At 37.2% G+C, this 19346-nt stretch carries 17 protein-coding genes, 1 pseudogene and 2 riboswitches; of the genes and pseudogenes, 11 read left to right on the forward strand and 7 right to left on the reverse strand.

Annotation, left to right across the window (positions count from 1 at the left end; genetic code table 11):
* Positions 1 to 341: 341 nt before the first annotated feature.
* From M5A78_RS19380 to M5A78_RS19395, 4 genes are all read right to left on the reverse strand, one after another.
* Positions 342 to 860, reverse strand: coding sequence for a methyltransferase family protein (locus M5A78_RS19380; RefSeq protein WP_248736925.1), 519 nt, complete (start codon positions 858 to 860; stop codon positions 342 to 344).
* Positions 861 to 1307: 447 nt separating this feature from the next.
* Positions 1308 to 1405: riboswitch (SAM riboswitch) on the forward strand.
* A 294-nt stretch (positions 1406 to 1699) separates the two neighbouring features.
* The gene (locus tag M5A78_RS19385) at positions 1700 to 3004 is read right to left on the reverse strand and encodes a nucleobase:cation symporter-2 family protein (RefSeq protein WP_248736926.1); all 1305 of its coding nucleotides are present in this window, start codon (positions 3002 to 3004) and stop codon (positions 1700 to 1702) included.
* A complete protein-coding gene (locus M5A78_RS19390) occupies positions 3004 to 3597 on the reverse strand; it encodes a xanthine phosphoribosyltransferase (protein WP_248736927.1) in 594 nt (197 codons plus the stop codon). The genes M5A78_RS19385 and M5A78_RS19390 overlap by 1 nt, the downstream gene beginning before the upstream one ends.
* A gap of 132 nt (positions 3598 to 3729) precedes the next feature.
* Positions 3730 to 3831: riboswitch (purine riboswitch) on the reverse strand.
* A 773-nt stretch (positions 3832 to 4604) separates the two neighbouring features.
* Complete coding sequence (locus M5A78_RS19395; protein WP_248736928.1) at positions 4605 to 4871, reverse strand: hypothetical protein; 267 nt, start codon at positions 4869 to 4871, stop codon at positions 4605 to 4607.
* A gap of 211 nt (positions 4872 to 5082) precedes the next feature.
* Here M5A78_RS19395 and M5A78_RS19400 point away from each other — a divergent pair, with 211 nt between their 5' ends.
* From M5A78_RS19400 to M5A78_RS19430, 7 genes and pseudogenes are all read left to right on the forward strand, one after another.
* On the forward strand, positions 5083 to 5427 hold the full coding sequence (locus tag M5A78_RS19400; protein ID WP_248736929.1) for a hypothetical protein: 345 nt from the start codon (positions 5083 to 5085) through the stop codon (positions 5425 to 5427).
* 73 nt (positions 5428 to 5500) lie between these two features.
* The gene (locus M5A78_RS19405) at positions 5501 to 6439 is read left to right on the forward strand and encodes a coiled-coil domain-containing protein (RefSeq protein ID WP_248736930.1); all 939 of its coding nucleotides are present in this window, start codon (positions 5501 to 5503) and stop codon (positions 6437 to 6439) included.
* A gap of 160 nt (positions 6440 to 6599) precedes the next feature.
* Positions 6600 to 6791, forward strand: coding sequence for a hypothetical protein (locus tag M5A78_RS19410; protein ID WP_248736931.1), 192 nt, complete (start codon positions 6600 to 6602; stop codon positions 6789 to 6791).
* 398 nt (positions 6792 to 7189) lie between these two features.
* A pseudogene (locus M5A78_RS19415) lies at positions 7190 to 7664 on the forward strand (PspA/IM30 family protein); the annotation flags it as partial.
* Between the two features lie 50 nt (positions 7665 to 7714).
* Positions 7715 to 8743: a TFIIB-type zinc ribbon-containing protein gene (locus M5A78_RS19420; protein ID WP_248736932.1), complete on the forward strand. Its 1029-nt coding sequence runs from the start codon at positions 7715 to 7717 to the stop codon at positions 8741 to 8743.
* Complete coding sequence (locus tag M5A78_RS19425) at positions 8740 to 9654, forward strand: TPM domain-containing protein (protein WP_248736933.1); 915 nt, start codon at positions 8740 to 8742, stop codon at positions 9652 to 9654. Before M5A78_RS19420 ends, M5A78_RS19425 begins: the two co-directional genes overlap by 4 nt.
* A gap of 78 nt (positions 9655 to 9732) precedes the next feature.
* A complete protein-coding gene (locus M5A78_RS19430) occupies positions 9733 to 10728 on the forward strand; it encodes an SPFH domain-containing protein (protein WP_248736934.1) in 996 nt (331 codons plus the stop codon).
* Positions 10729 to 11822: 1094 nt separating this feature from the next.
* Here M5A78_RS19430 and M5A78_RS19435 read toward each other — a convergent pair.
* Together M5A78_RS19435 and M5A78_RS19440 are read right to left on the reverse strand one after the other, a co-directional pair.
* Positions 11823 to 12794, reverse strand: coding sequence for a TRM11 family SAM-dependent methyltransferase (locus M5A78_RS19435; protein ID WP_248736935.1), 972 nt, complete (start codon positions 12792 to 12794; stop codon positions 11823 to 11825).
* A 556-nt stretch (positions 12795 to 13350) separates the two neighbouring features.
* Positions 13351 to 14148: an AIM24 family protein gene (locus M5A78_RS19440; protein ID WP_248736936.1), complete on the reverse strand. Its 798-nt coding sequence runs from the start codon at positions 14146 to 14148 to the stop codon at positions 13351 to 13353.
* Between the two features lie 347 nt (positions 14149 to 14495).
* Between M5A78_RS19440 and psiE the strand changes: the two genes are divergently transcribed.
* On the forward strand, positions 14496 to 14951 hold the full coding sequence (psiE, locus tag M5A78_RS19445) for a phosphate-starvation-inducible protein PsiE (RefSeq protein WP_406603723.1): 456 nt from the start codon (positions 14496 to 14498) through the stop codon (positions 14949 to 14951).
* A 170-nt stretch (positions 14952 to 15121) separates the two neighbouring features.
* On the opposite strand, the gene M5A78_RS19450 is transcribed toward psiE, so the two are convergent.
* Complete coding sequence (locus M5A78_RS19450) at positions 15122 to 15400, reverse strand: hypothetical protein (RefSeq protein ID WP_248736937.1); 279 nt, start codon at positions 15398 to 15400, stop codon at positions 15122 to 15124.
* Between the two features lie 227 nt (positions 15401 to 15627).
* Here M5A78_RS19450 and M5A78_RS19455 point away from each other — a divergent pair, with 227 nt between their 5' ends.
* The 3 genes from M5A78_RS19455 to M5A78_RS19465 all read left to right on the forward strand — a co-directional run bounded on the left by M5A78_RS19455 (position 15628) and on the right by M5A78_RS19465 (position 19279).
* On the forward strand, positions 15628 to 15834 hold the full coding sequence (locus tag M5A78_RS19455; protein ID WP_248736938.1) for a hypothetical protein: 207 nt from the start codon (positions 15628 to 15630) through the stop codon (positions 15832 to 15834).
* A 268-nt stretch (positions 15835 to 16102) separates the two neighbouring features.
* On the forward strand, positions 16103 to 17071 hold the full coding sequence (locus M5A78_RS19460; protein ID WP_248736939.1) for a helix-turn-helix transcriptional regulator: 969 nt from the start codon (positions 16103 to 16105) through the stop codon (positions 17069 to 17071).
* 81 nt (positions 17072 to 17152) lie between these two features.
* Positions 17153 to 19279: a Piwi domain-containing protein gene (locus M5A78_RS19465; protein WP_248736940.1), complete on the forward strand. Its 2127-nt coding sequence runs from the start codon at positions 17153 to 17155 to the stop codon at positions 19277 to 19279.
* The last annotated feature ends 67 nt before the right edge of the window (positions 19280 to 19346 follow it).

The raw sequence follows: 19346 nt of genomic DNA on the forward strand, positions 1-19346 counted from the left end.
AGTTCACTGGAGATGATAGGATTCATAAAAAACACCATCCTTTCTCGTAAACTTCTTACGATAAGCATAGCGTTTTTCCATTTTTGGGGGTATTGTTTTAACTTAGCTTGATGGGCATGTGCCAGGACCCCAATTAGTAAAAAACGTTGCTTCCTTGTTCCAGAAAGGTACTCCATTAGCTTAACATTCTTTCACAATTTTGTTTTTATAATAAAGGCTATGTTTAAGAATAATGTTGATTATTTTGAAGTTTTAAAGGAAGTCCGTTATGGGCTTCCTTAATGAATATTATAAGAAGATGGGGAATCACCACTTGAACATCAAATTTTTACCGCACCTATCTAAAAATAACGTCTCACTCTATTCATATATTTTATATACTCTTCCCCAAATTTCTTGATACACCATCTTTCTTCTGAAAGAATAATCCAGTGAGCTGATATTTGGAAAACTATTAATAACCCAAGCAATATCCACGAATGTGTAAGAAATACACAACCCAAGAAGTAAATGAAATATGAAATGTACATAGGGTTGCGGGATATTCGAAATAACCCGTTTACATTTATCCCATTCATTTTAGGATTAGCATAATTTACTATAGATACCGCATATAAAACAATTCCTAAAATATAGATTAGTAGGCCGATATAAAACCAATGCGAGTCTGTTCTAATTTTGAGTAGTAATAAAAATAATAGAATAAGAGCGGTCATAATTTGATAAATCCAGAAAGCCACTTTTTCTTTTCCCAATAATGGAGCAAAGAAACCTGCACGTTTAGGTCCTTCTTTATTTATTGCACTCAATAGACCATACCTTATAAGGATAATTGGTATAACTGTCAAAAATGCATTCATTCTATCCCACCTTGTAGGTCTTTATTTTACTTGAAGTATATTGCTACATTATATATATATTACGAATACAGATTGTTTTTTTTTACCGATACTGTTAGGAACTTGCAATAATTGCAGTCTAGGAGGTGGTAAAAATGTGGTAAAACGTATACCAAGGGTTCTCGGAATTATCAAGAGCCGAACAATTAAAGTTTTATAAGGCAATTAAAGTCTTATTGTTCCCGGAAGAACAACTGAATAATTGTTATTTTATAAAATTAAAGTAGCGGGAAGACCATAAAGATTGAAAAACAATAAGAGTTTGGATTTTATTTTCAAGCTCATATTGCCATACTTGAGGAATACGCAAAAAATGTTATAACTTAAAAAATCTTACTTTTAGTCAAGGGATTGACTGTTATTTTTTTTGTATTCTTTGTTCAATAATAAATTAATATATAAAGTTAAATCTTATCCAGAGAGGTGGAGGGACATGGCCCTAAGAAATCTCGGCATCAGGTTCTGAGGACTGTGCCAATTCCACAGGGAACCTCGAAAGATTAGCACTGGTTAACAAAGCCTCTCAAACATATCTTTGAGAGGCTTTTTGTTTTTAAAACAATAAGGCAGAAGCACAATGGTAGCTGCCATTTTTGAGAGGAGTTAGTTTGAGTATAATTCTAAGTAATCAATAGTCGGCAAGGTCTTTGCTATAATTGAGATAACATTCGGAAAACTTATGCTGAAAACAGCTAATATCTGAAGTTCAAAAATAGTGCCTGACCCCGATGCGTTAAAGCTTTAATACGCTGGGGTCGGGCACCACTTTCCAATTTTACATGTATCTCGGTGGTACCCCATTAAGATACCTTTAAGCTTTGAGAAGGTTGGCTTTGCTTTAACGGTTTAGAGACATTAAAGACGATATTTAGAAAAATGGCCGTAAAACTGCCAGCAACAATCCCGCTACTTGTTAGGATTTTAATACTTTCTGGCAACTGTGCAAATAGATTTGGAACCGTTGTGACACCTAAACCGACACCAACAGAGCAAGCGATGATCAAGAGATTTTCTTGAGATGAAAAATCAACTTTGCTAAGCATTTTTATTCCGGAAGCAATCACCATCCCAAACATAGCCACCATCGCACCGCCGAGTACGGAGGTAGGAATTACGGTTGTTAAGGCAGCAATTTTTGGAACAAATCCAAGAAAGATCAATATGCCAGCTGCTGTATAAATGACCTTTTTGTCTTTCACGCCTGAAAACTGGACAAGTCCGACATTTTGCGAATAGGTGGTATAGGGGAATGAATTAAATACGGCTCCAATGACACTAGCCAGACCTTCGGAACGATAGCCTTTTACCAAATCTTTTTCCGTAAGTTTCCTCCCAGTAATATCACTTAAAGCAAAATAGACACCTGATGATTCTACGAGACTCACAATCGCTACAAGGGTCATGGTAATGATCGGAGCCAGCTCAAATGATGGTGTGGCAAAATGGAAAGGGGTTACCATATGGAACCAGGAAGCCTCACCTACTGAAGAAAAGTTAACTTTTCCCATAAAAAAAGCTACAATTGTTCCAGCCATCAATCCTAAAAGAATAGATATCGCGCGAATAAAGCCTTTAAAAAATCGGTAAAGGATAATAATGAATAATAATGTCCCAAATGCAAGCGTAATATTGGTAATGGAACCGAAGTCAGGGCTGCCTTGACCCCCAGCAACGTTATTCATAGCGACTGGAATCAGTGTTGTTCCAATGATGGTTACAACAGAGCCGGTAACGACTGGCGGAAAGAAACGGATCATCTTACCAAAGAAAGTCGCAATGAGCATAACAATTATTCCAGAAACCAGTATCGATCCATAGATAGCGGAAAGACCATACTGTCCTCCAATCGCAATGATCGGCCCCACAGCGGTAAACGTACAGCCCAACACGATGGGCAGTCCAATACCGAAATAACGATTTTGCCATACTTGAAGTAATGTGGCGATTCCACTTGTCAGAATATCAAGTGAGACTAAATAGGCTAATTGTTTACTAGAAAGACCAAGTGCCCCGCCGATAATAAGAGGAACGATGACGGCCCCTGCATACATCGCTAATACATGCTGAATCCCTAAAGAGGCGGTTTTCAATGGATGTTGTTTCATTAGACTAATTCCTCCACTTTTTCATTGATAAAGGTGACTTCTCCATTATCTAAAGAGGCAATTCTTGCTATGGATTCAACCCTAAGCCCTTGTTTCGTTAATATTTGAGCTCCTTGTTGGAAAGACTTTTCAATCACGATGCCAATCCCTTTAACCTTGGCACCGCTTTGTTGAACGATTTCTACTAAACCAAGAGCTGCTTGTCCATTTGCAAGGAAATCATCAATGATTAGCACCCGATCTTCTTTATTTACATATTTTTTTGAAATAGAGATTTCGTTTGTTTCATTCTTGGTAAAAGAATGAACACTCGCTGTCAGTAAATCTCCATTAAGTGTTAAGGATTTTCTTTTTCGAGCAAATACAACCGGAACCTTTAAAAATAAACCAGCCATTACCGCGGGTGCAATCCCCGATGATTCAATCGTTACGATTTTCGTAACTCCATCATTCGCAAATCGTTCTGCAAACTCTTTTCCAATTTCGAGCATTAAGTTGGGATCAATTTGGTGGTTTAAAAACGAATCGACCTTTAATACATGCTCTGATAGTACTTTTCCGTCCTTTTTAATTCTTTTTTCTAAAAAGTTCATTGTGTACAGTTTCCCCCTAATGAAAATTAAAAAGCCCAAAGATCATCGCTCACTTCAATAATCGAGTGAGGCAATGACCTTTGGGCTAAATGTCCAAAAGGAAATAGAAAAAGCGCACGATTAACCTGTGCATTTTTCACATTACCCACTCATAGTCAGATTATTTACGGTAATCCGGTAGAAACTTGCAGGCCATATTCCTGCGATTATATGAGCGAAGTCTTATAAATTTATGTTCACATTATAGCATGTTGACACAGTAATTCAACCCAAAATTCAAAAAAGCGAACAATGATTCATTCAATATAAAGATTGTTCGCCTTTTTAGAACGCTTTCATTAGATAAAGTGCATCGAACTCCTTTAAAGCAAAGTACAACATGGCTGCTTCCATCAAAAAGCATGTTTCTTCCAAAAGTGAATCGATCTTCTGCAAGTGGAGAATTAAAAGTCAGTAAAGCAGAAATAGCCATCATTCGATATTCATTTGTTATCTCCCATTTTCCAGAAGAGTTACAATGATTACAGCGAAAATATCCTGTGGATTGGATATGCTTGTCCACTTCTTCCGACTGATCCCTTTTGTATTTCTGGATATTAATCGTCACGTGCCCTAAATCATATCTGGACTTCTTTCCGCAATTTTGACATACCAATGGTTGGATATTACTAGGAAAGGCAGAGGGGACGTTTTTTAGATTTTTCGCAACCAATGGAACATAGTTGCCAGGTCAATCAGATATCTTAGGAGAATTTGGAATCTCCTCTAGACTTCTTCCTGTCAAAACACTGATTAATAAAGGACTAATATTTAATCGAACCATTTCTAAAATCTCCCTTATTTTGGTCTATTGTTCATGAAATCTCGGCTTGGAATGATAAAACTCTATTATTCTTTTTCCTATATAATGTAGTATTTGAACTTTTTACTAACTGATAGCGTAAAAAGTAGGAGGGCAGGCACTTGGAATCCTTGCTGCCTCTATTACCTATTCAAAAGTTCTTTCTTTAAAAAGGAAGTTCATCATCCGTGATGAATTGTGCTGATTTCTTGACTTCTACAGTCTCTTCGCTATCAATAAGTTCATCACATTTTTCGCAGCTTATATACGTATCATTTAAATGAAAACCTACATACCCATGCGTACATTCCTGTATGTCCCATATCGTTTCCCAATCGACTTCAAACGTGTAATCACACTTTGCACAATAAAATTCTGCACTTCCGAAATCTTCTTTTTGGATCCGTTTGGATTTCTTCTTCTTTTTCCCCATTTGGTTTACTCCTTTAAATAATAGAACTAATTCTATCCCAAAAGGAATTCTATCATATTGGCTTCTAGTATCTAATATTTTCGCTCTAATAAAAATATTACTGATTAAGAAAAATGAATCAAACGATCAGAAAGGAGAAAATAGGAATAATACCCCAATTCAATTTACTATAGTAAATTATAGGGTTTTTCTGAAAGAGGATGTGAGAAGTTTGGAAGAGGCATTATTACATGGGGGTGTAGTGAATATTGAAGCAAGGAGAATGGAGCTTGAGGAGCAAAATCTTAGTAGGAGTGAGATTAGAAGACAGCTCACTACTCAATATCGGGCTTTCTCGAAGAAAAAAGCGTTCACGTGTCCATGCTGTGATGAACCAGTGAATATGAATCTGACAGTGTACGATGGCAGATTAGCAACAGGGAGTGATATGTCCGGTGAACAGAAGAAAGCTGGATTACATATGAAGGCGTTATCACTAATCACTATTGCAAAGTTAAAAAGTACTTGGGACTTCGACACTTTCCGACATACTTGGGGTGGTGACAGTGAATTTTGAAGGTCTGTTCTAAAATGAAACTTTTTTCCATTTTTTACGTAGAAGATACAAATATAAATTGGGGGGGATACCTATGTTTTCAGAAATAAATGCAAAGCTTGTTGCCATACAAGGGGAATTGCGAAAGAGAGATAAATATAAAGCACAGCTTATGGATTATCAGAAAGAATTAGAAACAATCGAGGATACGCTTTCTCAGCTGCGCACTCAGATTGAATCAGAGAAGGAAGAAGTTGAAAAGCTAGAGCATTTCAGTCTAACAAACTTATTTGCAACATTATCTGGTACAAAGGATGAAAAACTATCAAAAGAAAAGCAAGAAATGATTGCGGCACAGCACAAGCTGGAAAAAGCGAAAAAAACAAAAATGGAAATAGATGAAGCGATCTTGGGGCTCAAAAATAAACTATTAAATCTTAAAAATGCTGAATATGAGTATCAACAAGTTCTTATACAGAAAGAAAATATGATCAAATCAAGTACATCTCCCTTTGCCGAAAAAGTGTTTGAATTGAGTGAGCAAGAAGGTGCTCTTAAAGCACACATAACCCAACTATTAGAAGCGTATGACGCAGGAAAACGTGTTGAGCGTGCGCTTTCTGAATCAATAAGTTCACTAGAGAAAGCAGAAAATTGGGGAACATGGGATATACTTGGTGGTGGAACCATTTCAAGTATCGTCAAACATCAACATATTGATCAGGCTGAATCCGATCTCCATCGAGCCCAAACGAGCATGCGCGAATTCCAAAAAGAATTATTGGATGTTCAAGAAACAGCATTTCCTGAAGTCAATATCTCAGGTATGTTAAAGTTTGCTGACTTCTTTTTTGATGGGTTCATCGCCGACTTTATGGTTCAAGGAAAAATCAAGGGATCATTGGACCAAACAAGAGGCCACCGCGCTAAAACTAACGACATTTTATTGAAGTTAGAAGCACAATCTGAGAAAAATAAGAAAGAGTTAGAGAAAATTCAGAATGAAAAACAGGGGATTGTTGAGAGGTTGTAGAGTTGTTTCGTGAAATATCGGTGCCTGAACTCAATAGCCTTTCATATGGAACCGCAAAGCAATGGGTAGCCTTACTTTACACTATAAAGATTTTTTAAAATAAAGTTTATTAATGCTATACTTGGGGAACGGATTGGGATTCTGAAAGGAGTTAAATATTTTGAAGTATATGAAGTCGCAGATGCTACAGCTAATCAAGGATAATAAAGAATTGCATACACGCTTAAAAGAGCTGAAGGCAGAATACGGTCTTGAAAAAAACAATGCCCTCAAGGCTTTGTACCATTCAGAAGTTGCTGACGGGGGAAAGTACCAGTTAGCTTACCAAGCACTTGACCAGCCCAAAAAGTAGACTCACTTAAGGCATTGATGTGAAAAAAAGGGAAGGTTCTCTTGTTTACCTTTAAACAAGAGGACCTTCCCTATATTATTCAACTCTTCTATTTTTATAATAATACTCTTTATCACGTTCAGTTATTTTCCTTAATACACGACATGGATTTCCAACAGCAACTACATTTCTCTCTCCTTATAATACCCTCCTTTATTTTAAAAGTTTTCAACTCATTGTTTCGTCTTTATTAATAATCTTTATTTCGCAAGCTGCTAAAAATCCGAAGTAACGTAAAAAAATTATATACCAGACAAAACGCATTCACTCTCATAAATGTTCTACCAAAAAATGAAACTTTTTTTAAAATATGACAGTATATTGTAGTAATGTTTTCTTTATGGGAGGATTGGGATTGTATGAGTATGATGTCGAGATTTACAGATATTATGGCAGGCAATATCAACTCTTTATTGGATAAGGAGGAAGATCCGGATAAAATGATGGATCAGTTTGTTAGAAACCTTAACAAGGATTTAGCGAAGGTAAAGTCGGAAACGGCATCCGTGATGGCAGAAGTGCAGCGATCAAAACGAGTACTAAATGAGTGCCAAGATGAGATTGAAAAAATGGAACGCTATTGCCACAAGGCATTAGAAGCAGGTAACGAAGGAGATGCAAGGAGGTTCCAAGAGAAGAAAGCATCATTCGAAGCACAGTTATCCGACAAGCAAGCCTCTCATCAAATGGCTCTATCCAACTCACAAAAAATAAAACAAATGCATGATAAACTTGTCGCAGATATAAGTGAATTAATCAGCACGGAGAAATTTAGTGAAAACGAAACGGTCTGTGGCAAAGACACAGGAACGAATGAATAGGATTGCGGCATCTAACTGCTATTAAACTATAACATTTGCTTGATAAAAAAGAGGTGATAAGTATTGATCCTTCAATATAAATGCCCAAGCTGTGGGAGTGATATGAGCTTTAATCCTGAATCAGGCGAATTATCTTGTCAAAGCTGTGGCAAACACGAAAATATCGAAAATTATCCTGAAGAGTTGAGGACGGCTTCATTTTCAGAAGATGAGGCGAATGAGTACCATTGTGAGAATTGTGGAGCTGTTCTCATTACAACAGCTGAGACAGCCGCAACAAGTTGTGGTTTCTGCGGAGCGGGTGTAGTCATTGCCGATCGATTATCAGGTCATCTTGCACCACAAAAGGTCATTCCTTTTACCATTAGTAAGGAAGAGGCCATAAAAGCATTTCAAAAATGGTGTAGAAAAGGGCTTCTGACCCCGAAAGGCTTCATGACGGCCGACCGGATCAAGAGTATAACAGGGATGTATATTCCATTTTGGTTATTTGATTTAAATAGTAAGGTGCAAGTAGATGCAGAATGTACAAAGGTTAGAACCTATACTCAGGGAGATTATATTTATACAGAAACAAAGTATTATGATGCCTTTCGCGATATCAACCTGGAGTATATCAAGGTCCCAGTTGATGCATCAGAAAAAATGAATGATGAATTAATGGATAAATTGGAACCATACCCATATGACCAACTAAAAGATTTTAAAACCCCTTATTTAGCGGGATATATTGCCGAAAAATACAATTATACAGATGAAGAACTACTCCCAAGGGCGAAAGATAAAATCAGCGGATATATTGAGTCCTATATTTCTTCGACATTAACAGGCTATCATTCAGTAAATTATAAAAATAAACACATTGATACGAGAAACGTGAACAGCGATTATGTTTTACTGCCTGTATGGATGGTCAGCTATGATTATAACCATTCCGAGTATACGTTTGTGATGAATGGACAGACGGGAAAAATTGTCGGCAAACCGCCGATTAGTACTGGTAAGGTGGCGACATGGTTTAGTGGCATAGCAGCTGGTACCTTCCTTGCCTTAAAATGTGTCTCCTATCTAATGGGAGGTGGCTTTTGGTGAGTGGAAGTCGTATGAAAAAGCAGGGTTTCCTTTTCTTATTCATGACTCTGTTGCTCCTCCTCCCTTTGGGGATACGGGCTAAAGCTGAAACATTTGATCGAAATCATTATATTTATGATTATGCTGAGGTGCTAACGGATCAAGAGGTGGCAGAACTTCAAGCTTTATCAAGTAAACTGGGAGAGGAAAGAGATACCGCTTTTATCATTATCACGGTAAATGGAACGGATGGAAAGGAAATCAAACAATATGTAGAGGATTTCTATGATGAGCATGCTCCTGGATATGACCAACCGCATGGAAATACCGCGATATTAACCATCGATCTGCAGGGACGGGATGTGTATTTGGCAGGATTTAAAAAAGCAGAGCAGTATTTGGATGATGGGCGGATGGATTCTATTCGTGATAATATTACCCCTGATCTATCAGCAGGTAATTACTTTCAAGCATTTTCGGCATTTTTAAATACTTCTCATGAGTATATGGGCTATGAGCCAGGTGACGGTTCGGAAGAGTCCAAGGGGTATGATCCGGGTGGTGGAACGGGAGAGTACACGGGCAATGATCCGGGTGGCGGCCCAGGAGAGTATATGGGCTATGAACCGAGTGGCGATCCAGAAAATATCCTTTTTAAATGGTGGTTCCAATTTATTGCTGCGATAACCGTGGCTGGAGTCATTGTAGCAATTATGGTCTTTCGCTCTGGTGGAAGGGTAACGGTAAATGCGCAAACTTATATAGATAGCAATCAATCAAAAGTCATTAGCCAGTCTGATAACTTTGTCAGACAAACAGTGACGAAACAAAGAAAGCCGTCAAACAACAATACGCATACTGGTGGAGGCGGCAGCGGTGGCGGAATCACGAGTGGTGGTCACTCACATAGCGGAAGCAGTGGTAAGTTTTAGCTAGGGCGCTGGAGCTAGGCATTTCTCAAAGTCGAAAACATATAAATTCTTATATTAGTGGAAGGGAGCAGATGATCGATGTCTTTTTTTAAAAACCAATTTGCAAATGTAGTAGAATGGCAAGAATTTAGAGATGATATGATTTTCTATAAATGGAGCAACCGCGAAATCAAAAAGGGGAGCAGATTGATCATTCGGCCTGGTCAAGATGCGATTTTTTTTAACAATGGAAAAATCGAAGGGGTATTTCGTGATGAAGGTGAGTATGATATCGAATCGCAAATCATTCCCTTCTTATCGACCTTAAAGGGATTCAAGTTTGGATTCAATAGTGGTATGCGGGTAGAAGTGCTGTTTGTGAACACGAAAGAGTTTGTTGTGAAATGGGGAACACAAAATGCCATTAATATCCCGACACTGGGACTCCCAGGCGGAATGCCGATTCGCGCAAATGGAACGTTTAATTTTAAAGTACATGATTATATTGCATTAATTGATCAAATTGCCGGTGTGAAGGATCAGTATGTAGTGGAGGATGTCAAAATTCGCATCACATCCGTCCTCGATCAGCTCCTGATGAAATGGATTACAAGGGAAGGAAAGGATATGTTCAATCTTCAGGCCAACTCCTTCGACATTTCTAAAGGCGTTCAAGAGGATTTAGATATGCAGATGATCAAGAGCGGCATTACGATCAGTGGATTTACGGTGATGAGCTTCAGCTATCCAAAAGAGATTCAAGATGTGATTACCAAAAATGCTTCACACGGAATGGTGAGTGATGTTGGCAGGTACCAGCAAATCTCCTTAACAGATGGCATGGCCTCTGGAAAAATGAGCGGAGGTGGAGCGGCATCCGATATGGCTGGTATGATGATGGGGATTAATATCGCGGGACAAATGATGAATCAAATGAATCAAAATTCCCAAAATCAACCAGTATCATCTCAAAGTACGCAACCTCCTGCACAACCACTGGCCGGCGATCAAAAGAGACCAAATTTTTGCCCGAATTGCGGTACAAAAACAGGTGTAGCCAACTTCTGTTCTAACTGTGGGCAAAAACTCATTTAAATGGGGTAGGGTCTACTTACCATTCAATTTCTAAGTGGTTCCACTCAAAAAGGAAGGAGATTTAGCATCCCTTTCCTTTACGGAGAACCTAATTACAAATAGTTACGGTTATTTGATGGGACAGTTTTATTGTCCCACTGTCCCAAGTGGGTGCAAGTACCTCTACATCTCTTACTATTAGATTAAAACAACTTGGAAAAAAACAGACAATATTTATTTATCAGTCACTTCCCGTGGGAAAGTTGAAAGTAAACGGATAAAAATTAGTTATGCAGCAGAAAAGTAGGAACAAAGCATAAGCGTAGGTATCTATGCTTGTGCTTTTTACTGTTGGATATACCAGAGCATAAAATAGCATCGTAATTATTAAAAACACAACAAATATTCAATTAGATTTAAAACCTCACTTACATCACGGTGAACCGTATCATAAATAGGCGAAGTTTTTTTTAGAATTTGTATTTGCCCTATTAAGAGTCAAGAATGAAGAGGATTTTACTGATAATAGTGAAGAGTTGGGGTTCGGATTAATCAAGGGAAACCTGTCATAGTTCATAGCACTTAAAAGCTAAGAGAAAAGGAAAACCGGTCGTTATGACAGTCAGTATCCATTATTAAACCGCGACTTAATTTGGTACGGTGAACTTACAATAAATAGGTTTTGTGCCTGTCACGCCCCCAGCCAGTATATCTACCACGATCAATTATTCAAGCAGTTAATCCATATATTTTTCGGAAATTATTAAGAAAACAATTAGGGTCTTTGGACCTGTAACCAGCAGATACAGAACGACGGTTCCTGTCCATCAAAGTTGGTGCCTGACCCCCAAGTGAATTAAAGTATTAAGGCAGCGGGAGTCAGGCACTTTTTTCTCATATCCGAGAAAGCAGTTAAACGCTCTCGATTAAGATATTTCCAAACTTGTTGTGCCCTCGACCTTTTATGACCGTGCTCGATTAAGCCATGCTGTCAACCGATTTATCGTTAATCCATCAATCGACTCCTTATTCATACGTTCCTCTATTTCCGTAAAACTTACCTTTTACCACATTGCTTTATATCAAAAGTGAATTGGCTCTAAATGGAGCTCAGATTAATTACATACAATCACTTCTCGAATAAATAATCCTTTTTTAGCAATAGCTCGGTCAATAATCGAAAAACCTGCTTTTATTAGGATTTCATCGACGGGTTCAACGGTCACCACGACCACTTTGTCTGCTAACCCGCGTGCACATTGGAGTATTTCCAGCTGTTCTTCTGGAGTTATTACCGAACACAAATTATAAGGCAAATCTATAATGGCTACATCATAATGATTGGTGATATCGCGAATATCTGCTAAGTTTATTTCTCCAAAAAGACCAAAGTGTGCCATGTTTTCTCGTGCTCCAGGAAGGATCAGCTGATTTCGGTCGCTTCCGACCATATCAATGCCCATTGATCTGGCTTCAACTAAGACAGTTCCAATTCCGCAGCAAGGATCAATTGCCTTAATTCCGTTTGGATTGGGGATGGCGATATTCACCACCGCTCTAGCAACACGTGTGCTGAGGGCAGTGGAGTATCCATTTGGCTTCTTTTGATGTCGATACCAAACCGCCTCACTTTTCACATGCTCACCGAATACCCATCTTCCGTTAACATGCATAACGCCAAACAATCGGTCAGGTTGACGAAGGTCTGCTATTCCGTTGACATGTAAACCAATCTCTCGTTCAATTGCACGTCGTTTCTCGAATCCTTCGTTTGCATTTTTAGCCTGACCATTATTTTTTACAAAAGTTACTTTAAACGTTGCTCCGCGTAGTTGTAAAGCTACTACCTGCTGATAAAGATCGGCCAGGTTTTCTGCTTCATATATCACACTAATTCTCTCTTTAATAAAAGGGCTTCGACTTGGATCAATTTTTACAAAGCTTTCCAAGACGTTAGATTGAGACACCTTGCCGAATAATGAGCGTATTTCCAACGCACACAAAGAGCGTTCATCTTCAGAGCAGGCATAAGTATATATATAGGTCGTTTCATTTTGTGGAGTAAAATCCAATACATTATCAAACATTAATTTTTCTATTTCATCTTCACCTCAAGTGTTGTCTAAAAAACATTATCTATTATACCAAGAAAAGAGGTATCATTATAAGTTACCTATAACTGGAAATGGTTTGCCGTACAAAATAACGCATTTTTCCTAATAGGATTGTAGAAAACGTTCCAGTCGTAGGCGGGGGGGGGGCAACGATTTTCTGTTCAACTAACTTTGAAAGCCCGCTTGTATATACACTCTTGGGGTGAATTTAGAGGAGATTTACACGAGTTTCGAAAGCTCGTTTCTTTCGATCAGCCCGAATTGCCGACAACATAGGCGCCGAACTTCCTGAAGAAAATCTTGAAGTCAAATCCGATAAAAAATCTCCTGCCCTTAGCATGGCAAACACGGTTACAAGCCTGATACAAAATCTGTGGCAATTGTGTTAAACGGTGAACCAGATGATGATAAATTAACAGAATGGGTTAAAACGTTAGCACAGTACAATTTAAATTATAGTATTGTAGCTAAAAAGATCCGTGCAATTAATGCTGTACAAAAGTAACAGATACCTTTGATACAGCATTTTTTATTTTGATGATGGTGTTATGTTAAAAACATGACTTAACTTTTCATAAACGGGTAATGTCGGTGCGATAATAACTTTCCCGGTACCTCTAAATGTTTGAAGCAGACCCTCGCCGGAAGCAACAGAGCCGAAAATGCTTTTTGTTGATTTTTCAACGGAAAAATCAATGTTTCCGAGCCGGAAAAGCGTGAAATTCCCGTCCACTTGAACCATTTCATTTTGAAGTTCAAACTCCACCAGTTCCTCTTCCGGAACAGGGATTTCAAATAGGCAAAATCCGCTTCCAGATACTTTTGTTTGAAATAATCCTTCACCGCCAGCAATGGCAGAGGAAACATTTTTTATTGCCTGAACAGAAACAGAAACGCTCGATTCACAGCAATAAAAAAGACCTTTATCCGCAATGATTTCTTCGTTATTAAGTTCTACTATCATATAGTGTTTAAAACTTGGTTCCAAGTAAATAATCCCGCTGCCCTGGTATTGTGGTTTAATCATGGATTCATTGGCTAAAACACTGGAGGCTAATCCTTTTAAAAACCCTTTTGCACCAGTTCCTCCTAAACTTTTTAGCGTAATATTCCCTTTCATAAACTGCAGTGCACCGGATTCAGCGGTAAGGGAGCCGTTTTTGAGTGTAACCCTAACTTGTCTTAGTTTAATATTTGATTTTTGCGCAAAATATAGCTTTTCCGCAACAGAAAAATTATCATTTCCGCCTAAATTCTGATATTCTAAAACCTCAATTTTTATATTTTGATTTTCGACGAAACTAACCACTTGATATGCTTCAGACATCTCAATTTCTCCTCTTCACTTTTTATATATTTTGAGTAAATTTCATCATCCTAATTTTTGGTTTATCTATTGAATTATTGCTTCATCTAACATCCCGCCATTCAGATCAACATCAATAAGGTTATATCCTTCGCTAATCCAATAAAAGGCGAAAATACAATACCCAAAAGAATAAAATTAGTAATCATATCCTGATTTTCTCATCGTCGGAATGAAAAATCTATATTAAAGTAATCTAAAGGTTTCGTAAATTCGATTGTTATTTCTAAAAATAATAAGATAATTACAATATTAATGAGTTCGCATAGCAAGAGAATTTAATCTTATATTACGAGAGGAAGGTTTGGATGGATATGATGAAAAAAAATCTAAGTTCTATTTTATTCCTAATACCTAAGATTCTTCAACTATTTTTAAATATAACTCTCGTATTGCTGGCGATTATTTTAGCGGTTTTATTAGTGAAGGAAATCATCATTTTCACTGATATTTTAATTTCAGATGGCAGACATGACTATAAACTCTTTTTTGACAATATTCTTTTGTTCTTTTTATATTTTGAGTTTATTTCTATGATTGTTAAATACTTTAAAGAAGAATATCATTTCCCAATTAGATATTTTCTCTATATTGGCATTACAGCAATGGTCAGATTAATCATTGTTAATCACGATCACCCAATCGATACATTGTTTTATTCGCTTGTGATTTTAACCCTCATCATTGGCTATTTCATAATCAATATAACTCCACGTGAACGATCTGATAAGCATTGGACCTTAAAAAATAATAAAGGGTTCTAGTAAAAATAGAAGTTAAGGCATGGGGGGCTGGAACGGTTATTTAAACAAGAAACGTCAGAAACTCCGCGTACCAAATTGGAAAAAATTATGGATATTGATACCGGTATCCCATTGCGTTAAAGCTTTAATATACTGGGGTTAAGCGCCACTTTTATAAACAAATAACTTCATTAAAATGGAAGTTCATAATCCGAAATGAATTGGGATGGCGTCTCTAATGGCTGCTTTCCTCTTACAGTTTCGTCGACATCAATAAGATCATCACATTTTTCGCAGCTGATAAATGTATCGTTCAAATGATAGCCCACATACTCATGAGTAATCTCCTGAATGCCCCAAATCGTTTCCCAATCGATTTCAAACTTGTAATCACATTTGGCACAATAAAATTCTGCGGTTCCGAAATCTTCCTTTTGTCTTTGTTTGGATTTCTTCTTCTTTTCCCCCATTTTTTAACCTCTTCAAATAATAAATCTAATCTTACCCCAAAGGAACTCTATCCTGCTGGTTTATAAAAAATAATATTATTGCATGACATTAATAAAAATATTTCTATTTAGAAAAATGAATCAAACGATTGGAAGGGATAAATTAGGAATAATTCCCTAATTTAATTTACCATATAATATAATTATAGTAACTAATAGGATTTTTTCGAAAAAGGGATGTGAGAAGATTGGAAGAGGCCTTATTGCATGGGGACGTTGTGAACATTGAAGCAAAGAGAATAGAGCTTGAAGAGCAAAATCTTACTAGGAGTGAGATTAGAGAGCAGCTCACTTCTCAATATCGGGTTTTATCGAAGAAAAGGGCGTTAACTTGCCCATGCTGTGATGAACCAGTGAATATGAATCTAACAGTTGACAATGGCAGACCATCGTAGTGTTTCAAAAGGAACACTTGCTGAAGCGTTGAAGTATGTGCCATTAGAGAACAGGGTTGCACTTCAAAAACTTCAAGCTCCGTCTTATTTGTTTGCCATACTGATGGATCCTAGAATTAGGAAAAATGATGGGTGAAAAATCGACCCTAATCCCTTCAATGTTGGGGCAATGAATCGAAAATTAATAGGTTATGAAGTGCCATTATATTAGAGCTCCAATTTTTGCTGTATATGTCACGATATTATTTATGGAAGAAAGGAAATCTCCATGTCATCAAAAATCTCAAGGTTAATGCGAATTGTCAACTTAATACAAAATTCACCAGGAATAAAAGCAACAGAATTAGCAAAAATCTGTGAGGTTTCGGAGAGATCCATTTATCGTGACCTAATTGCCATTTCAGAGGCCGGAATCCCTGTCACCAGTAACGAAGGAAGAGGTAATGGTTATACGTTTGCTAGTAATTTTGCTATGTACCCTCTAGATTGGACACCAGAAGAAGCAATGGCATTTAGTTTGCTGCCAGGAGTAGTAAAGCAAAATCTTATCCAAACAGACCCTCATTTTCAAACTGCTTATGAAAAAATAATGGCTACATATAACAAAGAACAAAGAAATCAGCAGCAGAACATTTCGAAACTAGTAGCTCTAATCCAATCTGGTAAGCCACAAAATAAAGTCGAAACTTCCAACAAATTTCTTTTACCAATCGCTGAATCAATGGTCAAGAATCAAACACTTAAAGTTAAATATGAAACAAAAAGTCGGGATGATATTAATGATAGATTTATCGATCCATATTATTTGATTCCGCGAGAAAGTAAATTTTATTTACTAGCATATTGTCACAAAAGAGAAGATTTCCGAACATTTAGACTCTCTCGCTTCCTTAAAGTTGAGGCAACTAATAGGATATTTACAAAAAGACAATTGGATCTCCAGAAATATTATCAAAACACATGGTCCATCATCAAAGGAGACAAGGAAATCCATTTTAAAGTGCTATTCAACAAGAATGTAGCCAGGTATGTGATGGAAAAGGAGCTATTTGCTACGCCAAAGCTAACAAAATATGAGGATGGGAGCCTGCTATTTGAAATAACATTAAACCACGATGAAGAATTTCTAAAGTGGGTGCGGCAGTATGGTCCAGACGCAGAAATTATTGAGCCAGTGGAATATAGAGAAATATTGCAGGAAGAACTACGAAAATGGGCAGAGATATATAAAAATTAGACCGAACGCTTATTCCATGACATACAGTTGTCAGAACCATTTGTTACGATTAAAAAAAACAGCAAATGGAAGGTGACAAAAGTGGGACATTATTATTTAACCGAATGGCTTTCGTCAACAAATACAGAAGAAATTCCTCTTCATATCTATAAAGTTCCGATTAAAGAGATTCATAACAGGCATGCTGAAGGTGGCATGATTGCTTATAATCTACGTAAAAATAATGATTTTAAGACTTTGGTTTTCTTCGATCAATATATTGCCTCTTTTGAGGAACTGGAAAATTGGGGAGAACAAGCATATTTGTCATATACACATAAGATCATTGATCCAAGTAGATCCATAGATCGAACACTTATGGAGCGGCTTATTAAAAGGGAGATAGAACAGCGGTCAGATACAGATTTCATATTAGACAAAGGTAGTTTCCGTTATAAAAAGGAAAAACCCCTCCAGACACGGGAAATGAAAATATTTCCTGCTATCCACCTTGATGTTACCGTGGAGGATAAAGGGAGCATTGTTATAGGATTTGAGTATAAGCATCTATTTGAATTTAACAGATTTATCATTAGTGATCTTGCATCGGTACAACAAGGAACTAAACTCGTGGACAGCACCAACAAAAAAGCATATGAGTACATTTTTAAAGAAGTAGCTGCCTATAAAGCCGGGGACATTAGTCCTTATCTTGGTGAGTCCGTTATCTCCTATTATCAGAGAAAGGGACAATTTTTCAAACTGAAAGGCATTGATGAGAACTCGCCCGTGGTTCATGTGGAAAGTAAAGATGGGAAGGTATTCCCTTATTTGCCACACTTATTAAAATTGCGTTGCTCATTCGACCAAATACCCAATCATTTAAAGAATGTTGTAAATAAGGCAATTAAGCTTTCTGCGCATGAGAAAATGGGAAATTTATTAAAAGCAGTAAGTGAACTAGTATCTTTCATAGATAGACTTACCTTTCTAAAGAAAAATGTTTTTGCGGAGAACTTAGGTTATCAAGTTAAAAATCTTCCTAAGCCTAGCCTTCTTTTTGGTGAAAATGTTATTACAAATAATATTAACTCAGGCCTTTCAAAGGGAGGAGTTTATAGAGGGAATGTAGCAAAAGTTAGTTTTTTTGTTGACCCAATTCTGCGAGGAAATCCAATTATTACACAACAGATTAAAGACTTTATTGACATCCTGTCAAGACAATCGGACCAACTAGGTGTAAAACTGGATATTTCAACAAAGCCAGTAGAACTAAGAGGGCAGCTACATCCAAATCTTTTTTCCTCTAATGAATTAAATTATCAATTAAAGTCTCTTGGGAAATATTTTGAAGGAACAATTATAGTATTAACAGCAGAGCAATCAACGGCAAATGCATATCTACCAATTAAAAAGGAATTCGGTGGTCGCCAAGACCTCGTCACCCAGTTTGTCAATTTCTCACCAAAACTTCTAGATTTATCAAAATCACACTATCAAATTATGAATATCCTGTTGGGGATATATGTGAAATCTGGGATTCAGCCATGGATACTAGGTGAATCCCTTCATTCGGATTGCTTTATTGGTTTAGATGTATCTCATGAAAATGGAAAACACACATCTGGGGTTATTCAAGTCATTGGTAAGGATGGAAGATTAATTAAGCAAAAGTCCCAAGTTACCTCCGAGCGAGGGGAAATTATCAGTTGGGACTCTCTTAAAGATATTCTGTTGGATAGCATTCATGCATATCAGGAAGTTTACGGAAAGCAGCCAAAACATCTTACAATTCACCGAGACGGATTTGGAAGAGAGGATATAGAACAGGCTCAATCCCTTCTTGACTCGATGAACATCCAAATCGATTTTGTTGAAGTGTTAAAAAACAATAATAGAAGAATGGCTGTATTTGAGGGGAATAAGTGGATTACGCAACAAGGTCTATGTTACCTATCCACGAAGGAAAAAAAAGGCTATCTTTGTTCAACTAATCCAAGAGAATTTGTAGGAATGGCACAGCCCATCAAAATAATACAACTTACGGATACCTTAAGTTTTGAGCAAATTATGTCCGACATCTACAAACTTTCCTTTATGCATATTCATTCTATGCAAAAGACAAGACTTCCTATCAGTACCCATTATGCCGATCTAAGCTCTACTTTTTATAATAGGGGGTTATTACACCCGCGGTCACAGCATGAACATGCTTTACCGTTTGTATAAAATCCACGCACTGTAGATTGGATTTTTCCGCAAATTTTAACATAAATACCATTATTTTAAGAATCGG

Source organism: Neobacillus rhizosphaerae (genome assembly GCF_937468385.1).
GTDB classification, from domain to species: domain Bacteria; phylum Bacillota; class Bacilli; order Bacillales; family Cytobacillaceae; genus Neobacillus; species Neobacillus rhizosphaerae.